24 protein-coding genes and 1 tRNA gene are annotated in these 24,126 nt (G+C 69.6%); 15 read left to right on the forward strand and 10 right to left on the reverse strand.

From position 1 onward, the window contains the following. Positions 1-101 precede the first annotated feature (101 nt). Together EDM04_RS01995 and EDM04_RS02000 are read left to right on the forward strand one after the other, a co-directional pair. Positions 102-1,265, forward strand: a complete 1,164-nt coding sequence (locus EDM04_RS01995) for a signal peptidase I (protein WP_123619499.1) — start codon at positions 102-104, stop codon at positions 1,263-1,265. Positions 1,266-1,269: 4 nt separating this feature from the next. Beyond that, the gene (locus tag EDM04_RS02000) at positions 1,270-2,568 is read left to right on the forward strand and encodes a DUF5305 domain-containing protein (RefSeq protein WP_123619500.1); all 1,299 of its coding nucleotides are present in this window, start codon (positions 1,270-1,272) and stop codon (positions 2,566-2,568) included. Between the two features lie 66 nt (positions 2,569-2,634). Here the strand turns inward: EDM04_RS02000 and EDM04_RS02005 are convergent, their stop codons facing one another. Continuing rightward, positions 2,635-3,537, reverse strand: a complete 903-nt coding sequence (locus EDM04_RS02005) for an NAD(P)-dependent oxidoreductase (RefSeq protein WP_123619501.1) — start codon at positions 3,535-3,537, stop codon at positions 2,635-2,637. A gap of 115 nt (positions 3,538-3,652) precedes the next feature. On the opposite strand from EDM04_RS02005, the gene EDM04_RS02010 reads away from it, so the two are divergent. From EDM04_RS02010 to EDM04_RS02060, 11 genes are all read left to right on the forward strand, one after another. After that, positions 3,653-3,803, forward strand: a tRNA-Gln gene (locus tag EDM04_RS02010). 275 nt (positions 3,804-4,078) lie between these two features. Beyond that, positions 4,079-6,484, forward strand: a complete 2,406-nt coding sequence (gene mbhE / locus EDM04_RS02015) for a hydrogen gas-evolving membrane-bound hydrogenase subunit E (protein WP_123619502.1) — start codon at positions 4,079-4,081, stop codon at positions 6,482-6,484. Beyond that, positions 6,481-6,945: an MnhB domain-containing protein gene (locus EDM04_RS02020; protein ID WP_123619503.1), complete on the forward strand. Its 465-nt coding sequence runs from the start codon at positions 6,481-6,483 to the stop codon at positions 6,943-6,945. The genes mbhE and EDM04_RS02020 overlap by 4 nt, the downstream gene beginning before the upstream one ends. A 46-nt stretch (positions 6,946-6,991) precedes the next feature. Beyond that, positions 6,992-7,336 (forward strand): sodium:proton antiporter, encoded by a 345-nt coding sequence (locus EDM04_RS02025; RefSeq protein WP_123619504.1) that lies wholly within the window; start codon positions 6,992-6,994, stop codon positions 7,334-7,336. Further along, on the forward strand, positions 7,333-8,940 hold the full coding sequence (locus tag EDM04_RS02030; protein ID WP_123619505.1) for a complex I subunit 5 family protein: 1,608 nt from the start codon (positions 7,333-7,335) through the stop codon (positions 8,938-8,940). Before EDM04_RS02025 ends, EDM04_RS02030 begins: the two co-directional genes overlap by 4 nt. Further along, positions 8,937-9,650: a Na+/H+ antiporter subunit E gene (locus EDM04_RS02035; protein ID WP_123619506.1), complete on the forward strand. Its 714-nt coding sequence runs from the start codon at positions 8,937-8,939 to the stop codon at positions 9,648-9,650. Before EDM04_RS02030 ends, EDM04_RS02035 begins: the two co-directional genes overlap by 4 nt. Further along, entirely contained in the window at positions 9,640-9,933 is a 294-nt protein-coding gene (locus EDM04_RS02040; protein WP_123619507.1) for a monovalent cation/H+ antiporter complex subunit F, read from the forward strand. The genes EDM04_RS02035 and EDM04_RS02040 overlap by 11 nt, the downstream gene beginning before the upstream one ends. Positions 9,934-10,008: 75 nt before the next feature. After that, the gene (gene mnhG / locus EDM04_RS02045; protein ID WP_123619508.1) at positions 10,009-10,350 is read left to right on the forward strand and encodes a monovalent cation/H(+) antiporter subunit G; all 342 of its coding nucleotides are present in this window, start codon (positions 10,009-10,011) and stop codon (positions 10,348-10,350) included. Positions 10,351-11,225: 875 nt separating this feature from the next. Further along, positions 11,226-12,713 carry a right-handed parallel beta-helix repeat-containing protein gene (locus tag EDM04_RS02050; RefSeq protein ID WP_164471059.1) on the forward strand — a complete coding sequence of 496 codons (1,488 nt, stop codon included), beginning with the start codon at positions 11,226-11,228 and terminating at the stop codon, positions 12,711-12,713. Continuing rightward, positions 12,710-12,958 (forward strand): hypothetical protein, encoded by a 249-nt coding sequence (locus EDM04_RS02055; RefSeq protein ID WP_123619510.1) that lies wholly within the window; start codon positions 12,710-12,712, stop codon positions 12,956-12,958. Before EDM04_RS02050 ends, EDM04_RS02055 begins: the two co-directional genes overlap by 4 nt. 142 nt (positions 12,959-13,100) lie before the next feature. Continuing rightward, a complete protein-coding gene (locus EDM04_RS02060) occupies positions 13,101-13,571 on the forward strand; it encodes a hypothetical protein (RefSeq protein WP_123619511.1) in 471 nt (156 codons plus the stop codon). Between the two features lie 562 nt (positions 13,572-14,133). Here the strand turns inward: EDM04_RS02060 and EDM04_RS02065 are convergent. The 8 genes from EDM04_RS02065 to EDM04_RS02100 form a co-directional block, all read right to left on the reverse strand. After that, entirely contained in the window at positions 14,134-14,577 is a 444-nt protein-coding gene (locus EDM04_RS02065) for a hypothetical protein (protein WP_123619512.1), read from the reverse strand. A gap of 14 nt (positions 14,578-14,591) precedes the next feature. After that, entirely contained in the window at positions 14,592-15,473 is an 882-nt protein-coding gene (locus EDM04_RS02070) for an NAD(+)/NADH kinase (protein ID WP_123619513.1), read from the reverse strand. A gap of 57 nt (positions 15,474-15,530) precedes the next feature. Continuing rightward, positions 15,531-16,847, reverse strand: coding sequence for a M28 family peptidase (locus EDM04_RS02075; protein WP_123619514.1), 1,317 nt, complete (start codon positions 16,845-16,847; stop codon positions 15,531-15,533). Between the two features lie 104 nt (positions 16,848-16,951). After that, on the reverse strand, positions 16,952-17,614 hold the full coding sequence (locus tag EDM04_RS02080) for a DUF420 domain-containing protein (RefSeq protein ID WP_123619515.1): 663 nt from the start codon (positions 17,612-17,614) through the stop codon (positions 16,952-16,954). 102 nt (positions 17,615-17,716) lie between these two features. After that, positions 17,717-18,769, reverse strand: a complete 1,053-nt coding sequence (locus EDM04_RS02085) for an NAD(P)-dependent glycerol-1-phosphate dehydrogenase (protein WP_123619516.1) — start codon at positions 18,767-18,769, stop codon at positions 17,717-17,719. Positions 18,770-18,840: 71 nt separating this feature from the next. Continuing rightward, positions 18,841-19,539 (reverse strand): LysE family translocator, encoded by a 699-nt coding sequence (locus EDM04_RS02090; protein ID WP_123619517.1) that lies wholly within the window; start codon positions 19,537-19,539, stop codon positions 18,841-18,843. 129 nt (positions 19,540-19,668) lie between these two features. Further along, the gene (locus EDM04_RS02095; RefSeq protein ID WP_123619518.1) at positions 19,669-20,328 is read right to left on the reverse strand and encodes a metal-dependent transcriptional regulator; all 660 of its coding nucleotides are present in this window, start codon (positions 20,326-20,328) and stop codon (positions 19,669-19,671) included. Between the two features lie 127 nt (positions 20,329-20,455). After that, on the reverse strand, positions 20,456-21,250 hold the full coding sequence (locus EDM04_RS02100; RefSeq protein ID WP_123619519.1) for a DUF2103 domain-containing protein: 795 nt from the start codon (positions 21,248-21,250) through the stop codon (positions 20,456-20,458). Between the two features lie 89 nt (positions 21,251-21,339). On the opposite strand from EDM04_RS02100, the gene EDM04_RS02105 reads away from it, so the two are divergent. Both EDM04_RS02105 and EDM04_RS02110 read left to right on the forward strand, forming a co-directional pair. Continuing rightward, positions 21,340-22,086 (forward strand): hypothetical protein, encoded by a 747-nt coding sequence (locus EDM04_RS02105; RefSeq protein ID WP_206424405.1) that lies wholly within the window; start codon positions 21,340-21,342, stop codon positions 22,084-22,086. Further along, positions 22,083-22,736 carry a hypothetical protein gene (locus EDM04_RS02110; protein ID WP_123619520.1) on the forward strand — a complete coding sequence of 218 codons (654 nt, stop codon included), beginning with the start codon at positions 22,083-22,085 and terminating at the stop codon, positions 22,734-22,736. Before EDM04_RS02105 ends, EDM04_RS02110 begins: the two co-directional genes overlap by 4 nt. A gap of 3 nt (positions 22,737-22,739) precedes the next feature. Here EDM04_RS02110 and EDM04_RS02115 read toward each other — a convergent pair whose 3' ends face one another. Further along, entirely contained in the window at positions 22,740-23,969 is a 1,230-nt protein-coding gene (locus EDM04_RS02115; protein WP_123619521.1) for a TRC40/GET3/ArsA family transport-energizing ATPase, read from the reverse strand. Positions 23,970-24,126: the final 157 nt, after the last annotated feature.

The following is a 24,126-nucleotide window of genomic DNA, read 5'->3' on the forward strand; positions in this document are numbered from 1 at the left end:
CACTGCGCTGTCACGAACCACGAGTTTATAACGTATGAATGACATTCCATGATCGACGAGAGAGCGACCGACCGCGTCGCCAGATCGCCGAGACACGATCCATGTCCCTCAAGCGCACCCTCTCGATAACGTTACAGGTCGCTGCCGCGCTCGTCGTCGTCTCGCTGATCGTGGGGCAGTTCCTCGGGCAGCCGGTGCTCCTGAGCTACGTCGAGACGGGGAGCATGCAGCCCGTGCTCGACCCGGGCGACGGCTTCGTCGCGATCCCCGCGCCGCTCGCCGGCGGGATCGGCGTCGGCGACGTGGTGACCTTCGACGCCCAGGAGATCGAGGGCGGCGGGCTGACGACCCACCGCGTCGTCGAGGAGACGGAACGCGGGTACGTCACGCGCGGGGACAACAATCCGTTCACCGACCAGGACGGCGGCGAGCCCGTCGTGCAGGAGGCCGACGTCGTCGCGAAGGCGCTCACGGTGGGAGGAAACGTGGTCGTCATCCCGCACCTCGGCACCGTCGCGATGGGGTTCCAGTCGGCGCTCGACGCCGTCCAGACCCGGCTGGCGGTCACCTTCGGAGTCCGGTCGCTACAGGGCACGCAGGGGCTCGCGTACGTCCTGTTCGGGCTCTCGGCGGTCGCGTACGCGGTCGACTGGTATCTCGACAGCGGGAGCCGCGAGACGCGGGAGCGCGACCGCTCCCGCGACGACGGCACCTCGGTGTTCGCGATCGTCGGCGTGCTCGCGCTGGTGTTGATGGCGACCGCGACCGCGGCGATGGTCGCTCCCGGCGGGACCCAGGAGTACGGCGTCGTGAGCGCCGAGTTCGAGTCCGAGAATCCGACCGTCATCGAGCGCGGTACGAGCCAGGAGTTAGAGTACGTCGTCCCCAACGCCGGGCTGGTCCCGGTGTACGCGTACGTCGCCCCGCAGAGCCCGGGCGTCGACGTCGAGCCCGAGCGCGTCGACGTCGGCGGGCGGAGCGAGGCGTCGACGACGGTGACGCTCACCGCGCCCGACGAGACCGGGTACTACCGGCTGTTCGTCGTCGAACACCGGTATCTCGCCGTCTTGCCGCCGGGCGTGATCGACGAGCTGTACGGGGTCCACCCGTGGGCCCCGCTGGTCGCGATAAACGGGCTCCTCGGCGGCGGCATCGTCGGACTCGGACTGCTGTTGCTCCGGGGGGAGCCCGCGCGGATACGCTCCCGGGAATCGCGCGCCAAGCCCCCGCTGTACCGCCGCGTCCTCCGCGAGATCTACAGGTGACCGAATGAGCCAGACTCCCCCCAGCGAAACCCGGCTCCGCCTTCGGGCGGTACTGAACGCACAGTTCACCGCGATCCTCGTCGTGTGTCTCGTCGCCGCGGCGGTCGGGGGCGCGCTCGTCTACACGACCCACGTCGACCCGGGGACCGAGACCGAGACGCGGACCGTCTCGTCGTTGACCGTCGAGACGGAGTACGTCCACTCCGCCGAGGTGACGGAGCCGAACCCCGTGTTCGACACCGGGACGGTGCTCGAGGACCGGGACACCTACTTCACGCGGGTCGCGCCCGTACTCGACGTCGACGTGCGGACGAGCTACGCGGCCGACGCCGCGAGCGACGTCGACGTCTCCTTCGAGTCGGCGCTCGTCGTCCGGAACGTCGACGACGGGAGCGGCGAGGGAGGCGAGGGCGGGACCGTCTACTGGGACGAGCGGGAGCCGCTGGCGACGGAGACGGTCTCGGGCGTCGACCCCGGCGAGACGGCGACCGCGTCGTTCGCGCTCAACAGCTCCGAGGTCGCCGCGACGGCCGACGAGATCGAGTCGGAGCTCGGCGCCTCGCCCGGCGAGACGGAGGCGTTCGTCGCGACCGACGTGACCGTGGAGGGGACGATCGACGGCGAGCCGACCTCGTACGCGCGGACGGTCGAGATGACGATCGACCCCGGCGACGACACGTACACCGTCTCGGAGCCGGGAGTCCAGTCGGACACGACGGAGCGGACCGAGCCCGTCGCCGTCGAGCGGAGCTACGGGGCCCTCCGCTCCGCGGGCGGACCGCTGCTGTTCCTCGCGGGGCTCGCCGGGGCCGGCGGGCTGGCGTACGCCCGCCGCGAGGTCGACCTCGCGCTCTCGCCGGCCGAGCGCGAGTACCTGTCGTACCGAGACGACCGCGCCGAGTTCGCGGAGTGGATCACGGCGATCCGGCTCCCCGAGTCGGTCCACGAGCGCCCCGAGGCCGAGGCGTCGACGCTCCGCGACCTGGTCGACTTCGCGATCGACAGCGACACCGGGGTCGTCGAGGACCCGGCGACCGGCGCGTACCACGCCGTGACCGACGAGTTCGTGTACACGTACGCGCCGCCGACGCTCGCGGCCGAGGGCGGTGACGGGAACGAGGCGACCGACGGAGAAGCGGCTGCCGGCGCGGTCGGCGCCAAGGGGGCGCCCGGCGGCTCCGCGGCGATCGACGACGACGTGGCACTCGCCGGGCCGTGGACGCGGGCCGGACACGACCCGGGGACCGTCCCCGACGACCGGCCGTCGGCCGCGGAGGGGGCGGCCCTCGACGAAGGGAGGTGAGTCGGTGCCGACGTGCGCTCGGCGACGACGCCCGACGGAGAGAACTGACCTCTATACCGCCTCCGGCTACAGGAACGCCGGTTCCGCGACCGCCTCGCCTTCCGCCTCGCGCCAGGAGCGCGCCGGCTCCCAGCCGAGCAGCCGCGTCGCCTTCGAGCAGTCGAAGACGGACGCGTCGCCCTCGACGTCGCAGTCGTCCGGGAGGTCGCCGTGGACCGCCTCGATCGTCGCGGCGGTGTCGCGCCCGAGGAAGTTCTCCGCCGCGGCGACGAGCACCGCCTCGTGGCCCTCGATCGGCGGCTCCGTGTCGTCCGGCGCGATCGCGGCCTCGGCCGCGGCGATCAGATCGCGGACGTCGACGTACGACCAGCAGTTCCCGCTCAGGTCGGCGGTCTCCGGGTCGAACTCCGTCCGCGCGGTTCGGGTCTCCTCGGACCCGGGGTAGGTCACCCACGACGACCGCAGCGAGACGGCGGAGACGCCGTACCGGCGGGCGACCCGCGCCGCGACCTCCTCGCCGACGACCTTCGAGAGCCCGTAGGGGTCCTCCGGCTCCGTCGGGGTCTCCTCGTCGATCGGGAGGGCGTCGGGGAGCCACTCGTCGTCCGAGAAGACCGTGCCGTAGAGGCTCTCGCTCGACGCCCACGCGATCCGCGCGCCGACCGCACCCGCGGCGTCGAGGACGTTGTAGGTGCTGACGACGTTGTTCTCGAAGACCCGCGACCCGGCGTGGCTCTCCGGGTCCGGGATCGCCGCGAGGTGGACTACCGCGTCCGGGTCGGCGGCCTCGATCAGCTGTCTCGTCTCGCCGTAGTCGGTCAGGTCCGCGGCCTTGAACCCGGCGTTCTCGCGGGTTCCCGGCGGCGTTCGCAGGTCGACGCCGACGACGTCGTGACCGGCGTCCGCGAAGTGGTCGACGGTCCGGCTGCCGACGCCGCCGCGACTGCCCGTAACGAGGATGGTCGCCATACAGAGGGGTCGCGGAGCGTCGCACCTTACTCCGGCGATCCGGCCGCGGCGCGGACCGTCGGCGAAGGCTCGGGAAAGTAACCTACTTGAGTGCGGGCGGGCAAGCGTCGAGTGCAGTCCCGTGGTGTAGTGGCCAATCATAATGGCCTTTGGAGGGAATCCGTCGATTTCCGCGGCTAAGACGCGATCACAGTCCGTCTTTGCGGGGACAGTCGTCGGGTGCCCGGAGTCAGCCATTGACGGCGGTTCGAATCCGCCCGGGACTATTCTCCGAGCGAAGTGAGGACGAATAGTCGCACTGCGGATTCGAATCTGGGAACGGAGCGAAGCGGAGTGACCGCGGTTCGAATCCGCCCGGGACTATTCGCCGGACGAAGAAGACAGTTCGATTCCGACAACGTACAAGCTCGCTTTCCAGTCGGATCAGAACGGTTTCACCCCGTTAAGGCACAGAAGTTTTAGAGGTGGCAGCAGATGGTGAGACAGTGACCGAGACGACGGACGGCGGCAGCGACGTGTCGGACGAAAGAGACGAGTAGTGATGGCCCCAGACCTGACGATCGTTACGACCGCCGTCGCGCTCCCCTTCGTCGCCGCAGCGCTCGCTCCGCTTCTGTATCGGGTCCTCGGCGAGCGGACCGGCTATGCGGGCGCCGTCGTCGCGGCGGCCAGCTTCGGACTGCTGGCGACGAGCGTCGGGGAGTACGGCACCGTCCGGGCCTCGTGGATCCCCGCGCTCGACGTTGGGGTCCAGTTCACCGTCGACGGGTGGGGGCTCCTCTTCGCGCTCCTCGCGAGCGGGATCGGCGTCCTCGTGTTCGTGTACTCGGCCGCGTACATGCACGACGAAGAGGGGTTGGCGCGCTACTACGCGGCGCTTCTGGCGTTCATGGGCTCGGTACTCGGCGTCGCGCTCGCCTCCGATCTCGTGTTGATCTTCCTGTTTTGGGAACTCACCAGCCTCTGTTCGTTCGTGCTCATCGGCCACTACACGGCCGACGAGGAGTCCCGATACTCGGCCCGGATGGCCATGGTCGTGACCGTGGGCGGCGGGCTGTGTCTGCTCGCGGGCGCGCTCATGCTCGCGGCGGCGGCGCGGGGCGCCCTCGGCGGCGCGACCTTCGACCTGACGGCGATGATCGCGAACGACGAGGCGATGCGGGCCTCCCTCCGCGAGTCGGGACTGTTCGTCCCGGCGCTGGGCCTGATCGTCGTCGCCGCGGCCGCCAAGTCCGCGCAGGTGCCGCTCCACTTCTGGCTGCCGAACGCCATGGTCGCGCCGACGCCCGTCTCCGCGTTCCTCCACTCCGCGACGATGGTGAAGGTCGGCGTCTACTTCCTCGGCCGCGTGCGCCCGCTCCTGATGAGCCCCGAGTGGGTGGCGGTCGTCGCGACCCTCGGACTCCTGACGATGACCGTCGGGGCGCTGTTGGCGGTGGCCGCGACCGACACTAAGGAGCTGCTCGCCTACTCGACGGCGAGCCACCTCGGACTGATGGTGGCCGGCTTCGGCTTCGACGTCGTCTACGGCGGCGAGGCCGGCGCGTTCCACCTGCTCAACCACGCGCTGTTCAAGGCGCCGCTGTTCCTCGTCGCGGGGATCGTTGCCCACGAGGCCGGCAGCCGCAGCCTCGACGAGCTCGGGGGGCTCTGGCGGGAGCTCCCGGTGACGGCCGCGATCACGGCGGTCGCCGCGCTGAGCATGGCCGGGATACCCCCGTTCAACGGTTTCTACTCCAAGGAGCTGCTGTTCGAGGCGGCGTACGAGGTCGCCCACGAGGCCGGCGGCCTCGCCTGGCTGTATCCCGCGGCGGCGACGTTCGCGAGCGTATTGACCGTCGTCTACTCGCTGAAGTTCCTCGCGGTGTTCTTCGGCGAGCGGCGGACCCCGGTCGCGGAGGTCCATCGCCCGCCGATCGCGCTTGTCGGCCCCCCCGCGGTGCTGGCGATCGCGGCGGCCGTCGTCAGCGCCGCGCCGCAGGTGGCCGTCGACGCCGTCGTTCAGGGCGCCGTCGAGGCCACCGCCACCGGCGAGGCGGAGCTGTCCGTCGGACTGCCGACCCACTTCACGCCCCCGGTCGCGATGTCCGCCGTCGCCGTCCTCGGTGGGATCGCCGCGTACCCGCTCCGGGGGCGTCTCGCGGCAGGCATTCGGCGAGGGGTCGAGGCGCCGGTCCCCGTTCGGCCCAGCGGGTGGTACGACTGGGTCGTCTCGACCGCGGCGGCGACCAGCGCCCGGTTCGGTCCGGCGGTCCACGACGGCCTCCTCCGGAGGTACGTGGGATGGGTGGCGGCGGCGGGGAGCCTGTTCGCGCTCGCCGGCTTCGCCGCGGCGGAAGGGTCACTCGGAATCGGCGGTCTCGGCGGTCTCGGCGTGCCGCTACCGGTTGCGGTGGTGTTGGGGGTGGCGACCCTCGCCGGCGTGGCCGTGGCGATCGCCACGTCGCACGTGTCCGGCGTGCTCACGCTGTCGATCCTCGGGTTCATGCTCGCCATCTTCTTCATCCTCGCGAGCGCGCCGGACCTGGCGCTCACGCAGCTGGTCGTCGAGACGCTCCTTCTCCTCATGTTCCTCCTGGTCCTCCAGCGGTTACCGTCGTACTACTCGGAGGTCCGACCGCTCGCGATCGCCCGCGACGCGGGCGTCTCGCTTCTGGTGGGCGCGACCGCTTTCGTCGCGGTCCTCCTGACGATACCCGGTCCCGACGCCGACCCGACGGGCGTCGCCACCTACTACACGGAGCAGGCGGTTCCGGGCGGGGGCGGCACCAACGTCGTCAACGTCATCCTCGTGGACTTCCGGGCGTTCGACACGTTCGGCGAGCTGCTGGTCGTCACGATCGCCGCGATCGCCATCCTCGTGCTCGTGACGATGCGGACCCGCGGCGAGGCGTCCGAGGCCGAGGTCGAGGAGAACCCGCTTCCCGACGGGGGTGACTCGCCGTGACGACGACGATCATGCAGACGACGACCCGGGTGACCGTGCCCATCGTCCTCGTCGTCGCGATCTCGCTGTTCTTACAGGGTCACAACCTGCCCGGCGGGGGGTTCATCGGCGGCGTCCTCACCGCGGCGGCGTTCGTGCTGATATACGTCGCCTACGACCTCGACTACTTGGAGTCCGGGGTGCTGGGCCGAGAGATCGAGCCCGGGACCAGCGTCTTCGAACACCGGACGGTCACCGCCTACCGCCGCACGTTGCTCGCGGGGCTCGTGATCGTCCTCGGCAGCGGCGTCGCGGGCATCCTCGTCGGCGACCCCTTCCTGACGCAGGGGTACGTCCACCTCGAGGGGATCCCCGTCTACCACGAGGTCGAGCTCGCGAGCGCGCTCCTCTTCGATCTGGGCGTGTACCTCGTCGTCGTCGGCAGCCTCCTGACTATCGTCTCGGTGGTGAGCGGCGAATGACCCGGAACGGGGCGGCGCCGTCCGCCGGACGCGGAGGTGACGACCGATGAGCGTCGCCCTCGCGATCGCGGTCGGCGGGCTGTTCGCGGTCGGGACGTTCCTCCTCCTCCAGCGGGACCTGATACGGGTCGTGTTGGGGGTCGCCGTCGTCTCCCAGGCGACGTTCGTCTACCTGATCGCGATGGGGGGCATCGACGAGGGGGCCCGGGACCTCGTGCCCGTGCTCGATACTCACGGCGGCGGCGTCCCCGAGATCGCCGATCCGGTGGTACAGGCGCTCGTCCTGACGGCGATCGTGATCAGCTTCGGGACGACCGCGCTGGCGCTCGTGCTGTCGTACCGCGCCTACGAGGAGAACGAGACCATGGACGTCACGGAGTGGGCGAGATGAGTCTGCTCGTGATCGCGCCGCTTTTGGTCGCGGTGACGACCGCCGTGCTGACGCTCGCGCTCGGTCGGCGGCCGGGGATCCAACGCGCGACGAGCGTGGTCGGCGTCCTCGGCTACGTCGGAACCGTGTCCGCCGCCGTCTGGACGCTCGTCCTCGGTCCGGCGGCCCCCGGCGCGGCGGTGTATCAGGTGGGCGGCTGGCCCGCCCCCTTCGGGATCACGCTCGTGTTGGACGGGCTGTCGGCGTTCATGCTGACGATCGCCGCGGGCGTGGGGATCGCTTCGATACTGTTCTCGATCCGGTACGTTACCCCCGAGAACCAGCGCGTGTACTACCACCCGCTGTTCCACATGCTCCTCGTGGGCGTGACCGGGGCGTTCCTCACCGGCGACCTGTTCAACCTGTTCGTCTGGTTCGAGGTGATGTTGATCGCCAGCTACGTGTTCGTCGCCTTCTACGGCACCGATCGCGCCACCGCGGCGTCGTTCCGGTACCTGGTGATGAACGTGTTCGGAAGCGCGCTGATGCTCATCGCCGTCGGCGGCCTGTACGCCACGACGGGGACGCTCAACATGGCCGACATGGCGCGGCGGCTGGCGGCCCCCGACGCGTACGGCATCGATCCCGCGCCCGTCGTCGGGCTGTCGGCGCTGCTGCTCGCGGTGTTCGCGCTGAAGGCCGGGCTCGTCCCCTTCCAGTTCTGGGTGCCCGGCGCCTACACCGCCGCCCCGACCCCGATAACCGCGATGTTCGCGGGCGTCACGAAGAAGGTCGGCATGTACGCGATCGTCCGCCTCTACTTCACGGTGTTCGCGGCCGCGGCGGTTCCCGTCGACCTGTTCGGGATGACCGCCGCGTCGCCGCTGGCCTTCCTCGCCCCGGTGCTGGGGGCGATGGGAGCGGCGAGCATCGTCGTCGGCGGGTTCGGTGCCGTCGGTCAGGACCGGCTCGAGGGAGTGTTCGCGTACTCGAGCGTCGGGCAGGTCGGCTTCATCGCGGTTCCCGTCGCTATCGCCGCGGCGGCGGACCCGGCGGGAACGCTCCGCGGGGCCGCCGTCGCCGCCGCGCTCGTGTTCGCGCTCCACCACGCGCTCGCGAAGGGGCTGCTCTTCCTCTCGGTGGGCGCGATCGAGGACGCGACCGACACGGATCGGCTGCGGGAGCTCGGCGGCCTCGCCGACCGCTCGCCGGTGCTCTCGGGAGCCGTCTTCGTCGGGCTCCTCTCGCTGATGGGTCTCCCGCCGCTGGCCGGGTTCTTCGGGAAGCTCCTCGCCTTCGACGCGGCGGTTCGGGGGCTCGCGTCGGACCCGGGCGTGGCTCCGGCGCTCGCGCTGGTCGCGCTACTCCTCGGCGCCGTGCTCACGATCCTGTACGCGACGCGGGTGTGGATAGTCGGCTTCTGGGGACGCGAGACGCCGGCGGTCGAGGCCGCGTCCGTCGATTCGGGACAGGTCGCGGTCCTCGTCGCGCTCGCGGCGGCCGTCGTGCTCGTCGGCGTGGGGTTCGACCCGGTCTACCGGTTCGCCGAGACGGCCGCGACCGCCGCGCTCGACGGGGAGGCCTACGTCGAGGTCGTGGGTCTAGAGGGGGGTGACGGCGCGTGACCCGCACCTGGCCGGTCGCCGGATTCCTCTTCGGCGTCCTCTGGGTGTTCGTGCAGGGACCGCCGCTCGCGCCCGAACCGCTCGTCGGGTCCCTCTTGATCGGGCTCGCGGTCGGCTTCCCCACGGCGTTCGTCTTCCGGCGCCTGTACGAGGACAACATGGAGCTCCGCCGGTCGGTCCGCGGAGTCCCGTACGCCCTGTTGTACGTGCTGACGTTCGTTCGGGAGGCGATCGTCGCCAGCCTCGACGTCACGTACCGCGTGCTCGCGCCCTCCGTGCCGATCGAGTCCGAGGTGATCCTCATCCCGCTGCGCGTGCGGACCGATCTCGGCGTGACCACCATCGCCAACAGCATCACGATGACCCCCGGGTCGCTCACGCTCGACGTCGACCCCGAAGAGAACGCGCTGTACGTCCACGTCATCGACGGGAGCGACCCGGACGACATCGTCAGGCCGATCCGCAAGTGGGAGAACTACGCGCTCGTCATCTTCGACGAGGAGCTGTCGCCGAGCGATCCCGTGCCGGATTTCGCGGTCTACCCGCCCGACCAGACGCATCCCGCGCTCAAGCAGGCCGCTCCGGAGATAGGGAAGGAGACGGAGAGCGAATCACCCGCGGAGGAGACGGAGAGCGAATCACCCGCGGAGGAGACGGAGAGCGAATCACCCGCGGAGGAGCCAACGGGAGGTGACGGCGATGGCCGCTGAAGGGCTCCTGGTACCGGTCATCGACGCTGCGATCGTCCTCGTGGCGCTTCTGAACCTGCTGTGCGGCTACCGCGCGGTCAAGGGACCGACGATTCCCGACCGCGTGGTCGCGCTGGACGCCATCGCGACGAACGTCGTCGCGATCGCCGTCCTGTTCGCGGTCAAGACCGGCCGGGGGCTCTTCGTGCTCGTCAGTCTCGTCCTGGCGATCATCGCGTTCCTCTCGACGGTCGCGGTTGCGAAGTTCATCACCGAAGGCGACGTCATCGTTACACAGGAGTGACCCCACCATGGATTACCAACATCACGGAGAACGGGACGGGCCGACGGATACGCGGGTTTCGGGAGGGGATCGCCGATGATCGAATCGACCCCGATACGGGCTTGGATCGTCATCGCGTTCGTCGTCGTCGGGACGTTCTTCCTCACGGTCGGGACGATCGGCCTGTTGCGGCTGCCGAACGTGTACAACCGAATGCACGCGACGAGCAAGCCGGCGACCATCGGAACGGTCGCGATATTCATCGCGGGGTTCGTCCACTTCGGTCCCGGGGGCGCCGGCCTCTCGTCGCTCATCGGCATCGTCTTCCTGTTCCTGACGGTGCCGACCGGCGCGCACATGATCTCGCGGGCGGCAGAGGAGACCGGCGTCCCGTTTCTCGGATCCGTGACGTGGCCGGGGAAGTCCGACGACGAGTGAGGCTCCCGACACTCGTCGACCGGGTACGACGGACCGTCCAGATAGCCGTCTCACCACCGTGTGAGATATAGAGCCGACGTATTTCCCGGCAGTGACTACTTGGCTCTGTTGAAAACTTATCCTTCAGATGTGTTTTGTCTGAAACAACCGGTCGGTGAAGACTGCTTTTCGATCGATAGCGGGAGTGAGTATTGCAGATCGGCGTCCGCGCTTTAATATTTAAAAGCAACCGTGAGTGACGCCGATGATCGCTTTTAAAGCTACAACGCAGTGGCGCGTGCCTGCGAGGCCGCCTCGCGGCCGAGCAGCACGCGCGAGGGAGTCGCTGGCGGCGACAGCCGCCAGCGACGAGGCTGGGGAGGTGTGAGGCGCGTTGCTGTGCGGGGCGGGACTCAAAGGGGCAGCCGTGAGGGCGGCGCAGGCGACGTAAGCACCACAGGGAGCGAGTGAAACGAGCGACTGAGGAGCGCAGCAAGCGTGCGCCGCCCTCACGGCTGGGGCTTTGGAAGCCTCCACCGTAGCATCGCAGTTCGCTTATAAACAGCCGCTAGCAACGTCACCCGATCACGTATAAAACCTCGATCAACTAACGTGCAATACCTACTCCCGCAATCGTTCGCCGCAGTCTTCGTATCGACCGCAAGGAGGACGAACAGATCACTCGCTAAGGATTTCGACAGGGCCGGAGACATCGTGTCGCGAGAGGCGGACATCGCAATCGGAGGGACCGGAAGGCGGCCGATCTGCGGCGATCACGCGACGGCGGGTGAGCGCTCGACGACATCTGACCCCTTACTACGCGCCTTACGAAGTCCCCCGAGCGCGTCGACGGCGTCATCGGGGACGACAATGACAAGATCGAGGAGCTACCGAGTGTGACGGAGAACGGCATCGAGCTCGCCGTCGAAGACGGGAAAGTAGTCGGAAAGCACACCGATACCGGTGAAACGATCCCCATCGAACTCGGCGAGACGAGCGCAGAACCGCTCACCGCGGGGGAGTCGGGGATCGGACCCGACGCCGATATCGTCATCGTTTCGCCGGACGACGACTGGCACCGGGCGGTCGGCGACGAGAACGATCCCGTCGAGGACGCGCTCGTCTACGTCCTCCCCGGCGAACACGAGGTCAGGCGGCGCACGCTCGTAACAAGTCACTGCGCGTTCGTCGGCGTCGGCGACGCCACGCTCTCCTACCCGGACGTCCATCAGGCGACGCTGACGTCGGACGTCGGCACCGGCGACGTCACCGTCGAGGTGGACGACGCGTCCGAGTTCGAGGTCGGCCGAGGGATCGTCCTCTTCGGGCCGGACCGAGAGGAGAAGGCCGGGCGAAACACGCACCACACTCACGTCACGGACATCTCCGGGAACGCGCTCGAGCTGAACGAGGCGGTCCGCGGCTCGGCGGCGGAGTTCGACGAGGGCGACGTCTGCGCGCAGACCCACTCCGCCATCGCGACCCGGATCGACGAGGTGTCCTCGGAGAACATTCACGTCCGGAATCTCACGTTCGACGGCGGCGGGCGCGACGCGGACGCCCCCGCCGATTTCACGGTCGCGTTCACGTACGTCTTCGGGGACGACGGCGGGTCGGTTCGAGACTGCGTCATGCGGGACTTCCACTCCGAGGGGATCTCGAACCAGCGCGGGACGTCCAGGGAGCTGCGGAACAACACGGTCCGGAACGTCGCGTACAACGCCCTCCACGTGGGCGTCTGGAGCGACGGGACGGAGGTCATCGGAAACTGGATCGAGGACTGCGACGGGACCGGGATCTACATCTCCGACGACACCAACCACATGACGATCCAGAGCAACGACGTCATCGACTGCAGGGGCAGCCCCTCCCCCGAGGTGCCGTCGGCGTACCAGTCGGCCGTCGGCGGGATCGGCGACTTCGACACGGGGAGCGGGGAAGGCGGTTCCGGGGGGAACCACGAGAACACGGTGAAGCACAACCACATCGATCTCACGGGGGCCTCCGCCGGTGGGATCGAGGCCCGAAACACGGTGGACAACAGGTTCGTCGATAATCGGATTCAGATCGGCACCGGGTACGGAATCGAAGCGGACGGCGTGTCCGACTCGGCGATCACGGGGAACAAGATCATGATCGAGGACGGAGAACCGGGTGACTACTGTATCCGGACCGCTTCGGCCTGTGAAAACCTGACTATCTCGGGGAACACCCTCCTGTCAGACGAGGGGTCCTCGGGTTGCATCCGCGTGGATCTCTCGGAGTCGCTCGTCGCGGACAACGCGCTCTCCGCTCCGGGCAGGTATCCGATGTGGATAGGACGTCGGGCGAGACACGTTGCAACAAGTTCAGGGACAACCACGTCGCGGAAGGTACCGGCGTGATCAGCGGGGCCGGTTCGGCGGCGGAAACCGAGTGGGAACTGTCCGGAAACACCTCCGACGACGGTGACGACGTCGACCTGCAGAACCCGACTCGCATCCTGATCAACGGCTGGGGGACGAACGCCGGCGACCCGTCGGCCGAAGGCGAGTGGAACGGTCACGGCCGGGAAGGCGTCCAAGTCTACGACACGGCCAACGACGATCGGTACCTCTACCGCGGCGGAGACTGGCGCGGTCCGTTCTGAGCGACGCTACGTCGGTCAGTCCCATCGGCTCTTTCGAAGCGAAATGGCCGGCCCGAGACCCTTCGCCCACCGGGTCCGCTCTCACTCGTCCTCCGCTTCCGCCATGTATGTCATTTTTTACCATGCGGTTCGTGGGATCGGCATGGATCCGACGCAGTACCGCGACGCGGTCGTCGCGAACCGGCGGGAGCACGGCTTCGAGGTCGACGACGAGTACACGAAGGGGTTCGATCCGGTGTGGGCCACCCGCGAGGACGACCCCTCGGTGGGCGAGTGCGTCGCGCTCGCGACGCTCGTCGACGAGCTGGACCCCGATCCCGACGACGTCACCGCGACCGCCGACGAGTTCCGGGACGTGCTCGTCGACCGGGTCGACGACCGGCGGGGGTCGACGACGCCGCTCGGCTACGTCGTCTTCCCGGTGCCGAACCCCGATCCCTCGGTCGTCGACGCGGCGCGGTCGTACACGGTCGCCCGCCGTCGGACCAACGTCTTCCCGATCGTATACGACTGCGAGGCGGAGACGCTGCACCGACACGAGGTGCCGCGGTTGAAGGGGCGAGGGATCTACCGCAGACAGGCGGCGGACGCCGAGCGGCTGTTCGATATATAAACCCGACTGCTCTGTCGGGATCTCGCGCAGGTGAGCGATAGCGGGAGTAAGTATTGCAGATCGGTGGCGGCGAGAGAGTATTTAAACAGTCGCGAGCGACGCCGACGATCGCTTATAAATGGGATGCGGTGGCGCGCCCCGGTGAGCGGCCCTCTGGGCCGCGAACCGACGGTGCGAGGGAGTCGGCGGCGACCAACGGGAGCCGCCGACGAGGCTGGGGAGGCGTGAGGCGCGGTTGCGGTGCTGTGCGGGGTGGGACTCAAAGGGGCAGTCGCTGTGGGCGGCGCAGGCGACGTAAGCACCGCAACGAGGGAGCGAACACCGTGAGCGACCGAGTGAGGAGCGCAGCGAGCGTGCGCCGCCCACAGCGGCTGGGGCTTTGGAGGTCTTCACCGTCGATCCCAAGAGGTCGTCACCGTATCGACGCCGCTCACTTATAAACAGCCGACAGCAACACCACTCGATCACGTATAAACAACTACTCCACCATATCGATATACCCACTCCCGCTATCGATCGGCGTCGGTCGAAGACGGAACCGGACTCTCGCGGCGCGCTCGCTTCACGCGACGACGAACTGGTTCCAGATCCCCGAGACGAGGAAGAACAGCGCGTAGTAGGCGGCGTACACCAACACGAGCAGCGAGGCGGCGATCGAGCTCTTCGGGGCCTCGATCGGCATGTCGTTGCGGGCCTCGACGTTGCGCGCCTCCAGTTCGAACAGGTCGGCGATCAGCATCGTGATCACGATCACCGCGAGGATCGTGCCGCTGACGGGGGAATCGAGGACGAACAGGAACGACAGGAGCAGCAGTCCGATGTTCGTGAACGCGTGAGGCGAGTACGGCTCGACGCTGTCGCCGTCGTCCCCCTGTTCGACGTGGTGCCGGTGGGCGATGTGTCGGGTCGCGAGGTTCGCGACCGCCATCACGAGTATCGCGTACGGCAGCATCGGTCCGACTTCGGACAGCCAGCCGAGCGGAACGAGGAACTGCAGTGGATCCATACCGACATATCCGGTCACGAGTTATTAGAGTGTTTCCGATCGGCGCGCTCGCGACGACCGCTCGGGGCCGCGAACGCGACCCGATCGACCGCCTCGATCTCGACGGGGCGGTGCGGCTCGACGGCGCCGCGTCGCTCCCCGTCGACCACGAGCCGGATCGGTTCGCCTTCCCGTTCGACCGTGAGCCGCGCCCGCTCTCCGGCGATCCACGCGTCCGTGCGGGTGCTGAACGGGGCGATCGGCGCGACCGAGAGCCCGCCGTCGGGCTCCACGAGCGGGCCGCCGGCGGCGTTCGCGTACCCGTCGCTCCCCAGCGGCGTCGCGACGACGACCCCGTCGGCGCGGAACGACTCGTCCCGGCCGCGGGAGAACTCGACCGCGAACTCCGAGATCCGCGCCGGCTCGTCCGTGACGAGGGCCGCGTCGAACGCGGCTCTGACCGGCGTGACCCCTCCGCCGCCGACCGCGAGGACCGGATGCGTGACGCGTCTGACCGTCTCTTCGGCATCCGATCCGCCGAGAAGTCGACGGAGCGCGTCGACGGCGCCGTCGCGGTCGAACGCGAGCCGGCGATCGGAAACCGGGATCACCGTCCCGTCCGGTCCCGAGACGACCGCGTCGCGGATCGCCTCGTCGCCGACCGCCACGAGGACGGTCGCGTCGGCCACGTCGGAGCGCTCGTCGTCGATCGCGCCCGCTCCGGCGTTTCCGCTCGGCTCGGCGTTTCCGCTCGGCTCGGCGTTTCCGCTCGGCTCGGCGTTTCCGCTCGGCTCGGCGTTCCCGCTCGCCTTCCCGGCGCCCGCGAGCCGTCCCCCGGCGTCTCGAACCGTCTCGCGGAGCTCCGACGCGCGCTCGCCGTCGCCGACGACGGCGACCCGGCGTTCCGGCGGTTCCATGTCCGGGAGTGCGACCGGCGGGAGTGAAAACCTCCCGGTTCCCGGCGAGCGAGGGAGCTAGAACGGCCAGTCGCCGGTGATCTTCATCCCCGTCGCCTTCCCCTCCCGTTCGAGCGCGGCCGCGATCTCGTCGATCGGCCGCCGCGCGGTCGAGACGTCGTCGCCGGCGAGGTCGACGACCAGTTCGGTCAGGAGGATCGCCTGCTCGCGGAGGTTCCGCGACTCCAGCTTGTCGAGCGTGTCCGCGCCGGTGTGGCCCCAGCCGCGACCGCGCCCCTCTGTCTCCCCGGAGACCATGTAGCCGGGGATCCCGCGCTCGACGAACGGCCAGTGGTCGCTGTGGGGGACCAGCTCCTCGCCGAGCGAAATCGGGTGGTCGAACCGGTCGCTCACGCGCTCGCCGGCCGCCTCCAGCGCGTCGAACCCGTGGTGGTCGAGCCGGAGAGTGCGGCCGAACACGTTGCTGTCGACGTTGACGACGGCCTTGACGCGGTTCGGGTCGACGTCCGCGGCGAACCGGGAGGAGCCGACGAGTCCCACTTCCTCGGCGCCGAATCCGACGAACCGGACCCGCGTGTCGAGTTCGTCTTCTCGGGCCGCGAGGGCGGTGGCGACCTCGACGAGGGTCGCGGTGCCAGCGCCGTTGTCCATCGCGCCCTCGGCGAGGTCGTGGGCGTCGACGTGACAGGAGACGACGAGGTACTCGTCGGTGTCGGGACCGAGGTCGGCGACCGCGTTCCCGCTCGTCGCGTCGGCGGTCTCGCAGTCGACGGCGACGGTGAGGGCTTCGCCCTCGCGCCGACGCGCGAGGCGCGCGCCGGTCTCCTTCGAGACGCCGACGGCCGGGATCTCGCCGATCGGCGCGTCGGCGGTGCCGACGCTCCCGGTCGGGGGTAAGGTTCCCTCGACGTGGTTCGCGAAGACGAAGGCCGCGGCGCCGGCCTCGACCGCGTGGTAGTACTTCTCGCGGCGGTGGATGAACCGGTCGACGGAGTCGGGGGTGTCCGACGAGACCATCACGACCTTCCCCGTCAGATCTCTCTCGAAGTCCTCGGGGACGCCGTACCCCAGATCGACGAACTCGCCGGTCGCCTCGTCGCTCGGGCTCCGCGGGAGCGCGATGCAGGCGTTTCGGCCGCTCGCGACGGCCTCGTCTCCGCGGCTGATCTCGCTGTCGCCGCGCTCCCAGCCCTGAATCCCGAACTCCTCGATCCGGGCGTCCCGCGCGCCGGCGTCGGCCAGCGCGTCGCGAGTCAGTTCGAGGCCGGCGCGCTCGCCGTCCGACCCGGCCATGCGGTCGCCGACGTCGACGAGTGATTCGAGGTGGTCCCAGCCGATGTCGCTCGTGAAGACGTCGCCGATCCAGTCGGTCATGGGCGTAGGTGTCCGGGATGCGGGTCAAACATTTCGATGGCGGCGGACCGGGCCGGATCTGGGGGCGCGGCGGGCTGGAGCGGCTCCGCGGTGCGAGGAGGCTCCTAGGCGACGGAGACCGCCGGAACGAGCGCCGCCGCGGCCTCGGCGGCCGCGAACGTCGAGTCGTACGCGTGGTTCAACATGAGGTAGGTGACGACGCCGAGCACGAGCGAGAGGAGCCACGCGCTCGCCGCGATCCGGCCGACCCGGCGGTGGGGGGTCTCGTTCCGGAGCTCCGCCTCCGAGTGGGTGAGCCCGAGGACGACCGCGTAGAGGACGACGGGCACCGCGACGACGGAGAGGACGATGTGAATCGCGAGCATGATGAGGTACGCGGGGTAGACCCAGTCCCACAGGGGGACCCACGCGTACGCCGAGTCGAGGACGAACTCCCTGGTCCCGCCGCCGGCGACCTTCGGCAGGTACAGCCCGAGGAACACGAGGATGAGGGCGAACGAGGTCGTCATCGCCGTCGCGTGCTTCTTTACCTCTCCGTTGCGGATCCAGTACCACCCGAGCGAGAGCGTGACGATCGCGACGGTGTTGACGGCGGCGATGGCGTGGGCGAGGAGATCGACGGTGCCCCGAGTCAGATCGGGGAACAGCGCCTGAAACTGGGGCACGAGGAACACGCCGCCGACCGCGCCGTAGCCGACGACGGTGAGGAGCACGGTGACCGCGCCGGCTCGCCCTTTGACCCGGTCGCGAACGCTGGCGGTGGACATACCGGAGGAAGGGAACGGAGCGATAAGTCGGCTTCGGGTGCTCCCGTCCGTCGGGACGGTCTCCGGTTCGGCTCCCGGGACGGTCCCCGGGTCGGTCCCGGCCTACCGATCGATGACGCCCGTCGCGGTCGCGACCTCGATCGCGGCCGCCTCGTTGATCCCGCCCTGCAGGATCGTGTACCGGTCGCGGATCTCGTGGGCGCTGGTGAGGGCGGCGATCAGCTCCGCGTCGTCGATCCCGAGCTCGGCGGCGGTCGTCGGGGCGTCCAGCTCCGCGAGCGCGTCGCGGATCGCGGTCCACTCGCCGTTCTCGCCGCTGTGGAGGTACTCCGTCATGATCGAGGCGACGCCGACCTGATGGCCGTGGAGCGCCCGCCCCGGCGCGGTCCGGTCGAGCTGGTGGGAGATGAGGTGCTCCGCGCCCGAGGCGGGCCGCGAGGAGCCCGCGATCGACATCGCGACGCCGGAGGAGACGAGCGCCTTCACGACCACCCACGCCGACTCCTCTAGCCCGGGCCGGATCATGTCGGCGTTCTCGACGAGCAGCTCCGCGGTCATCTCCGAGAGCGCACCCGCGTACTCGCTGTACTCGACGTTTCGCAGCCGGCGGGCGAGCCGCCAGTCCTTCACCGCGGTGTAGTTCGAGATGATGTCGGCACAGCCCGCGGTGGTGAGCCGCCACGGGGCCTCCGCGATCAGCGTCGTGTCCGCGACGACCGCGAGGGGCGGGTCGGCCGCGACCGAGTGGCGCGTGTCGCCCTCGGGGATCGAGGAGCGCCCCGAGACGATCCCGTCGTGGGAGGCGACGGTGGGGACGGAGACGAAGCCGACGCCGAGGTGGTCGGCCGCCATCTTCGCGATGTCGATCGGCTTCCCGCCGCCTAAGGCGATCAGGTAGCCGGGGTCGACGGCCTCCGCGGTCTCGGTGAGCTCCTCGACGGCCTCGAAGGAGGCCTCCTCCACGACGGCGGTCGCGGGGTCGTCGAACTGCGCCCGCACCCGGTCGCCGGCGATGTCGTTGGGCGTCGGGCTCGTCACGATCAGCGGTCGCCCCGTGAGGTATAACTCGCCGACCGCCTCCCCGAGGTCGTCGAGGACGCCGTGGCCCACGAGCACGTTCCGCGGGAGCTTGATCCACGTGGTCTTCTCGAACATACCGGGCGGTCGCGCCCGTCGGTGAAAGCCGTTGTCCATGTCGGTCGGAGGGCGGGAGGTCGCCGATCTCGCTACGCTCCCAGCGCAGCCAGCGTCGTCGCCGCGTCGTAGAGGAAGTAGACGCCGAACCCGGCGAGCACGACCGCGGAGCCGACCGCGACGATCGGCGCGAACGTCTCGATCCGGCGCTCGGCGGCGACGAGCCCGGTCGGGAACCCGGCGACCCAGATCAACACGCCGAGGAAGAACCCGCCGATGAGCGCCGGGGAACCGGTGGCGACGACGAGCGTCCCGGCGAGGTCTTCGCCGACGATCGGGAGCCGGGCGAGCACGTCGAGCTCGCCGGGGCGGAGGAGGCCGACGCCGATCGTCAGCCAGAACAGCACCTGGTAGGGGTTCGTCAGCGCCAGCACCAGCGCCTTGCGGAACCCGTTCCCCTCCTCGACGACGGGCTCGCCGCCGGAGGTGGGGCGGAACGACGCCCGCGCGCCGCGGGCCGCGCCGAGCGCGAAGTACAGCATCAGGACGCCGCCGACCGCGACCATGACGCCCTGCAACAGGGGGAACGACTCGACGACCGCGACGACGCCGACGTACGCGAGGGCGAAGAAGATCGCGTCGGCGGTCGCGGCGCCGAGGCCGGCCCGGAAGCCGGCGAGGCGACCGCGCAGCACCGCTTCCTCGGCGATCACGGCGTTCATCGGTTCGGGCGGGGCCGCGAGCGCCAGCCCGAAGACGACGCCGGCGCCGAGCGTTACGAGGAGACTCACACCGTTCGGAAGGGTCGTTTTCGTGAAAAGCCCCGCGAACGAAAGGTGGGGGTCACGGGCGGGAAACCCGCATCGATGGACGAGTGTGAGCGGTGGAGGTCGGGCGTTGCGGTCGAGCTCGGGTCGCGGTCAGTCCGCGTCCTCGACCCGGATCGAGCGGGCGATCTCGGCCGGGAGGCTCTGCTCGCCGGCCGGCGTCGCCACGGTGACCATCCCGAAGGGCGCGACGTCGACGACCTCGATCTCCGTTCCGGGCGTGATCCCGGCGTCGGCGAGGTAGTCCAGCTCGTCCTCGTCGCGGTCGGAGACGCGGACGACGACCACGCGGTCGCCCTCCTCGCGGTCCGCGAGGCGCGCGCCGCTCCCCTCGTCGACCGGTTCGAGGTCCGCGCTCGGGATCGGGTCGCCGTGGGGGTCGACCGCGGGGTCGCCGAGCGCCTCGGCCACCCGCCGCTCGAACGCCTCGGAGATGTGGTGTTCCAGGGCGTCGGCCTCCTCGTGGACCTCGCTCCAGTCGTAGTCGAGCCGCTCGGCGAGGAACGCCTCCAGCAGCCGGTGGTGACGGACGATCTCCAGCGCGACCGCCTCGCCCTCGGCGGTCAGCTCCGCGCCGCGGTACGGCTCGCGCTCGACGAGCCCGCGCTCCTCCAGTTTGCCCAGCATGTCGGTGACCGACGGCGAGGTCTTCTCGAGGTACTCCGCGATGGCCGACGTCGAGACGGGCGGGCCCTGCTCGGACTGGAGGACGTAGATCGCCTTCAGGTAATCCTCCATCACGTCGCTCAGCATTTATAAGCGATCGCGCGCGGCGGCGGAAATACCTACCGGGAGGCGGTGCGGCTGCGTCCCCGGCGGCGATTCGGCTGCGTCCCGGAAATCGGTGTGACTGCCGGTTCGCCGCCGGCTCACCGCGAACTCACTCGTCTTGCAGTTCCGCGTCTCGCAGCGCCTCGTTGAGGTCCTCGCGGACGCGCTCGCCGGTCTCGCGGTCCATCGCGGTGGTGACGATCCGGTTCTCCTGTACGCTGGAGCCGTCCCGCAGGAGGAGTCTGACGTTCCCGTTGGTCCCGGCGCGCGTCGCCTTCGCGCGCAGGCCCGTCCGGGAGCCGGTGCCGCCGGCGTCGATGGGTCCGGGGACGATCTTCTTGACGTGAGGGTGTTGCGCGACCGTGCCGACCGCCTTCCGGCCCTTGCGATCGCCGATGAGCGTCGAGTGCGACCCGCCGATCTTCTCGCGCGGCGGCGTCTCGACGACCTCCAAGGCGCGGTCGCCACGGCGATCGAGCACCCACGAGACGACGGGGCTCGCCTCGCCGTCGGTGTCGCTTCCGGCGTCGCTCTCTCCGTCCCCTCTTTCGTCCGTCTCCGCCTTCGCGTCGGGCACGCGGTAGAACTCGTGGTGGACCTGCGCGCGCGTCTCGCGGAGCGGCTCGCGCGCGCCGGCGGCGTAGACGGTGTCGGGCCGCTTCCGGCGGATCTCGTCGGCGACGCGCCCGGCGAAGTTCCGGAGCTGGATCTCGGTCAGCTGCTCGTCGCTCTCGGGGCGGGTGGTCACGGTCGTCTCGCCGACGACCTCGTCCTCGTCGAGCATCGCGAGCCGGGCGCGGTCCTCGTCGAACTCGACGACGACGGCGTCGGCGTTGGCGGTGTTGCAGGTGAGACAGTAGTCCCCGGGCTTCCGGAGCGGGGTTCCACACCGCCGGCAGTTCATAGCGAACGGTGGGACGTGACGGGTAAAAGCGCGTCCGTTCGCCGCGTCACAGAGGCAACCCATATAGTGGGGCCGGCCTGAAGAAGAGTATGAATACCGACCGATCCGGGGGGGAGCCTCCGGACGGGGAGTCGGAGGTCGGGAGCGACGGGGGCGAACCGACCGACTCCGATCCGATCGGCCTCGACTCGGTCGATTCCGATCTGATCGACTCCGAGCCCGACGTTCCGGACGGAGACGCCATCGAGGACCGGCTGGCGCGGCTGTTCCGCAGCGGGCGGACGAACGCGCTGGTCGCGTGGTCGATGGTGGCGGTGCTCGCGGGCGTGTTCGTCGAGAGCCTGCTCGGGTTCGACCTGCTCTCGATGGTCCTCATCGCGGCCATCGCGGCCGTCGTGGTCGCACCGGCAATCTCGGCGCGGAACCCGCAGGTGATGCTCCCGTGGGAAGTGCTCGGACTCGCGCTGTTGCCGGTGCTCGTGAGCGCGCTCCTCGGCGGAGAGCTCGGGACGTTCGCGACGTACCTCGCGATCGCCGCGTTCGCGCTGATCCTCACCGTCGAGTTCCACATGTTCACCTCGCTGCAGGTCACCCACTGGTTCGCCGTCGCGCTCGTCGTCCTGACGACGCTGGCGACGGCGGCGGCGTGGACGATCCTGCGCTGGAACGCCGATCGGCTGCTCGGGACCGACTTCCTGACGACGAACGAGGCGCTGATGATCGAGTGGATCTACGTGACGCTGGCCGGGCTCGCCGCGGGGATCCTCTTCGACGCGTACTTCCGGCGGCGCGGAGCCCGGCTCCGCCGTGCGATCGGGCGGGTGGTGCGCCGATGAGCGTTCGCAGCGCCCTCCGCGCTCGTCCCTCGCTCCGGACGCAGCGCCGACTCACGAGGCTGATGCAGGCCCTCCTCGTCGCCATCGTCGTCTACGGCGCGGCGTTCGGTCAGCCGAAGGCGATCACCAACGGGGGGCTCGGGCTGTTCGTCACGTTCGTGCCGGCGCTGCTCGAACGCAACTACGACATCCCGCTCGACCCGTGGCTCGGCGTCTGGATCACGTCGGCGGTGTTTCTCCACACGCTGGGGTCTGCGTGGTTCTACGCGCAGATCGGGTGGTGGGACCACCTGACGCACGCGCTCTCGGCGTCGCTGGTCGCCGGCGCGGGCTACACGACGCTACGCGCGGTCGACCTCCACAGCGATCGGATCCGGATCCCGCCGCGCTTCGCGTTCGTGTTCATCTTCGTGGTGGTGCTCGCGTTCGGCGTCGTCTGGGAGCTGTTCGAGTTCGCGCTCGACATCGTCGCCGACGAGACGGGGGTCTCGATGCCGCTGGCCCAGCACGGGCTCGACGACACGGTGCTCGACCTGATGTACAACTCCGTGGGGGCGCTGATCGTGGCGACGTTCGGACAGGCCCATCTCTCGGGAGTCGCGGAACGGGTTCGAGAAGGGCTGTACGGGGCGTTAGACGAGCGCTCGTAGCTCTCATCGCAGACACGCGGCCACGACCCGCAGCGCGGCCTCCCCGCGGACCTCCTTCGCGAGCAGCGGGACGCGCTTCACGTCGCGCCCGCGGAACAGGTCCGTCGCCCGACGCAGTGCCGCCTGCTGGACCTCCCACCGGCGCGCGCAGAACTCGCAGGTGTCCGGGTTCGGCTCCACGACCCAGTCGGGGTCGATCGCGGGCGCGTTCTCGCCGGTCGCGTCCGATCCGGTCACGTCCCCGACGCCCTCCATCACGCGGTTGACGACGAGCGTGTTCACCGGAATCGAGAACTCGTCGAGGCGCGCGACGAGCCGCTCGGACTCGACGACGCTCATCTCCTCGGGGATCGTCACCACGCGGAAGTCGGTCTTCTCGGGGTCCCGCAGCACGCTCCGGAGGCGCTCGATCCGATCGCGGAGCTCGTCGAGGTCGGCGGAGGGGTCGGCGTCGTCGTCCCCGCCGCCGAACATCCCCTTGATCCCGTCCATCATCCCGGCAAAGCGGTTGCGGAGCTTCATCACCCGGCCGATCATCGAGTCCATGATCTCGGGCAGCTGCAGGAGTCGGAGGGTGTGGCCCGTCGGCGCGGTGTCGACGACGACGCGGTCGAACCGCGGGTCGTCGAGGTACTCCAGCAGCTGGCGCATCGCGGCCGCCTCGTCGGCGCCGGGCATCGTCCCGCCGAGCAGAGAGCCGAGGCCGGCCTCTTCCCCGTTTTCGACGTCGCCCGCGGGACCGCCCGCACCGTCCGCGCCGCCCATCATTCCCCCCATCCCGCCCATCGCGTCCCCCATCTCGCCCATCCCGCCGAGGGGGTCGCCATCGGCGCCGAACATCCCCTCGTCCATCGCGTCGTCGGGGTCGATCTCGGCGGCGTACAGCGGGATCTCCTCCCGGATGCGCGACGGCTCCGCCGGGATCTCCGTCTCGTAGGTGTCGGAGAGCGAGTGGGCCGGGTCGGTGGAGACCACCAAGGTGTTCACCCCGCCCGCCGCCGATGCGAGCCCGGTCGCGGCCGCCATCGTCGTCTTCCCGACGCCGCCCTTCCCGCCGTAGAGGACGTACTCCGGGGCGTCGACGCCTACTGGAAGATCCGTGGCGGCGTCCGTCTCAGTCGGGAGGTCGGGGTCGGCGTTTTCGGGGTCGCCGTCGGCGTTCCCGTCGCTCTCGTCTCCCTCGGCCTCCGACTCCTCGACGCGATCCACCGGCTCGACGTCGATATCGTCCATACCGGACCGTGGGCGCGGCCCGCTTGTGTACCCGTCGGTACGGATCTGTGAGAGATCGGTGTGGTATCGGGTCGATCGATGGTTCGGGCGAGTGAGTGGAGTGGAGGGCGGTTGCGGATCGAGCTCCGGTCAGTGCAGGTGAGGCACAGATCGCTCA

The sequence above is a fragment of the Halorubrum sp. CSM-61 genome (genome assembly GCF_003781945.1).
Classification (GTDB): domain Archaea; phylum Halobacteriota; class Halobacteria; order Halobacteriales; family Haloferacaceae; genus Halorubrum.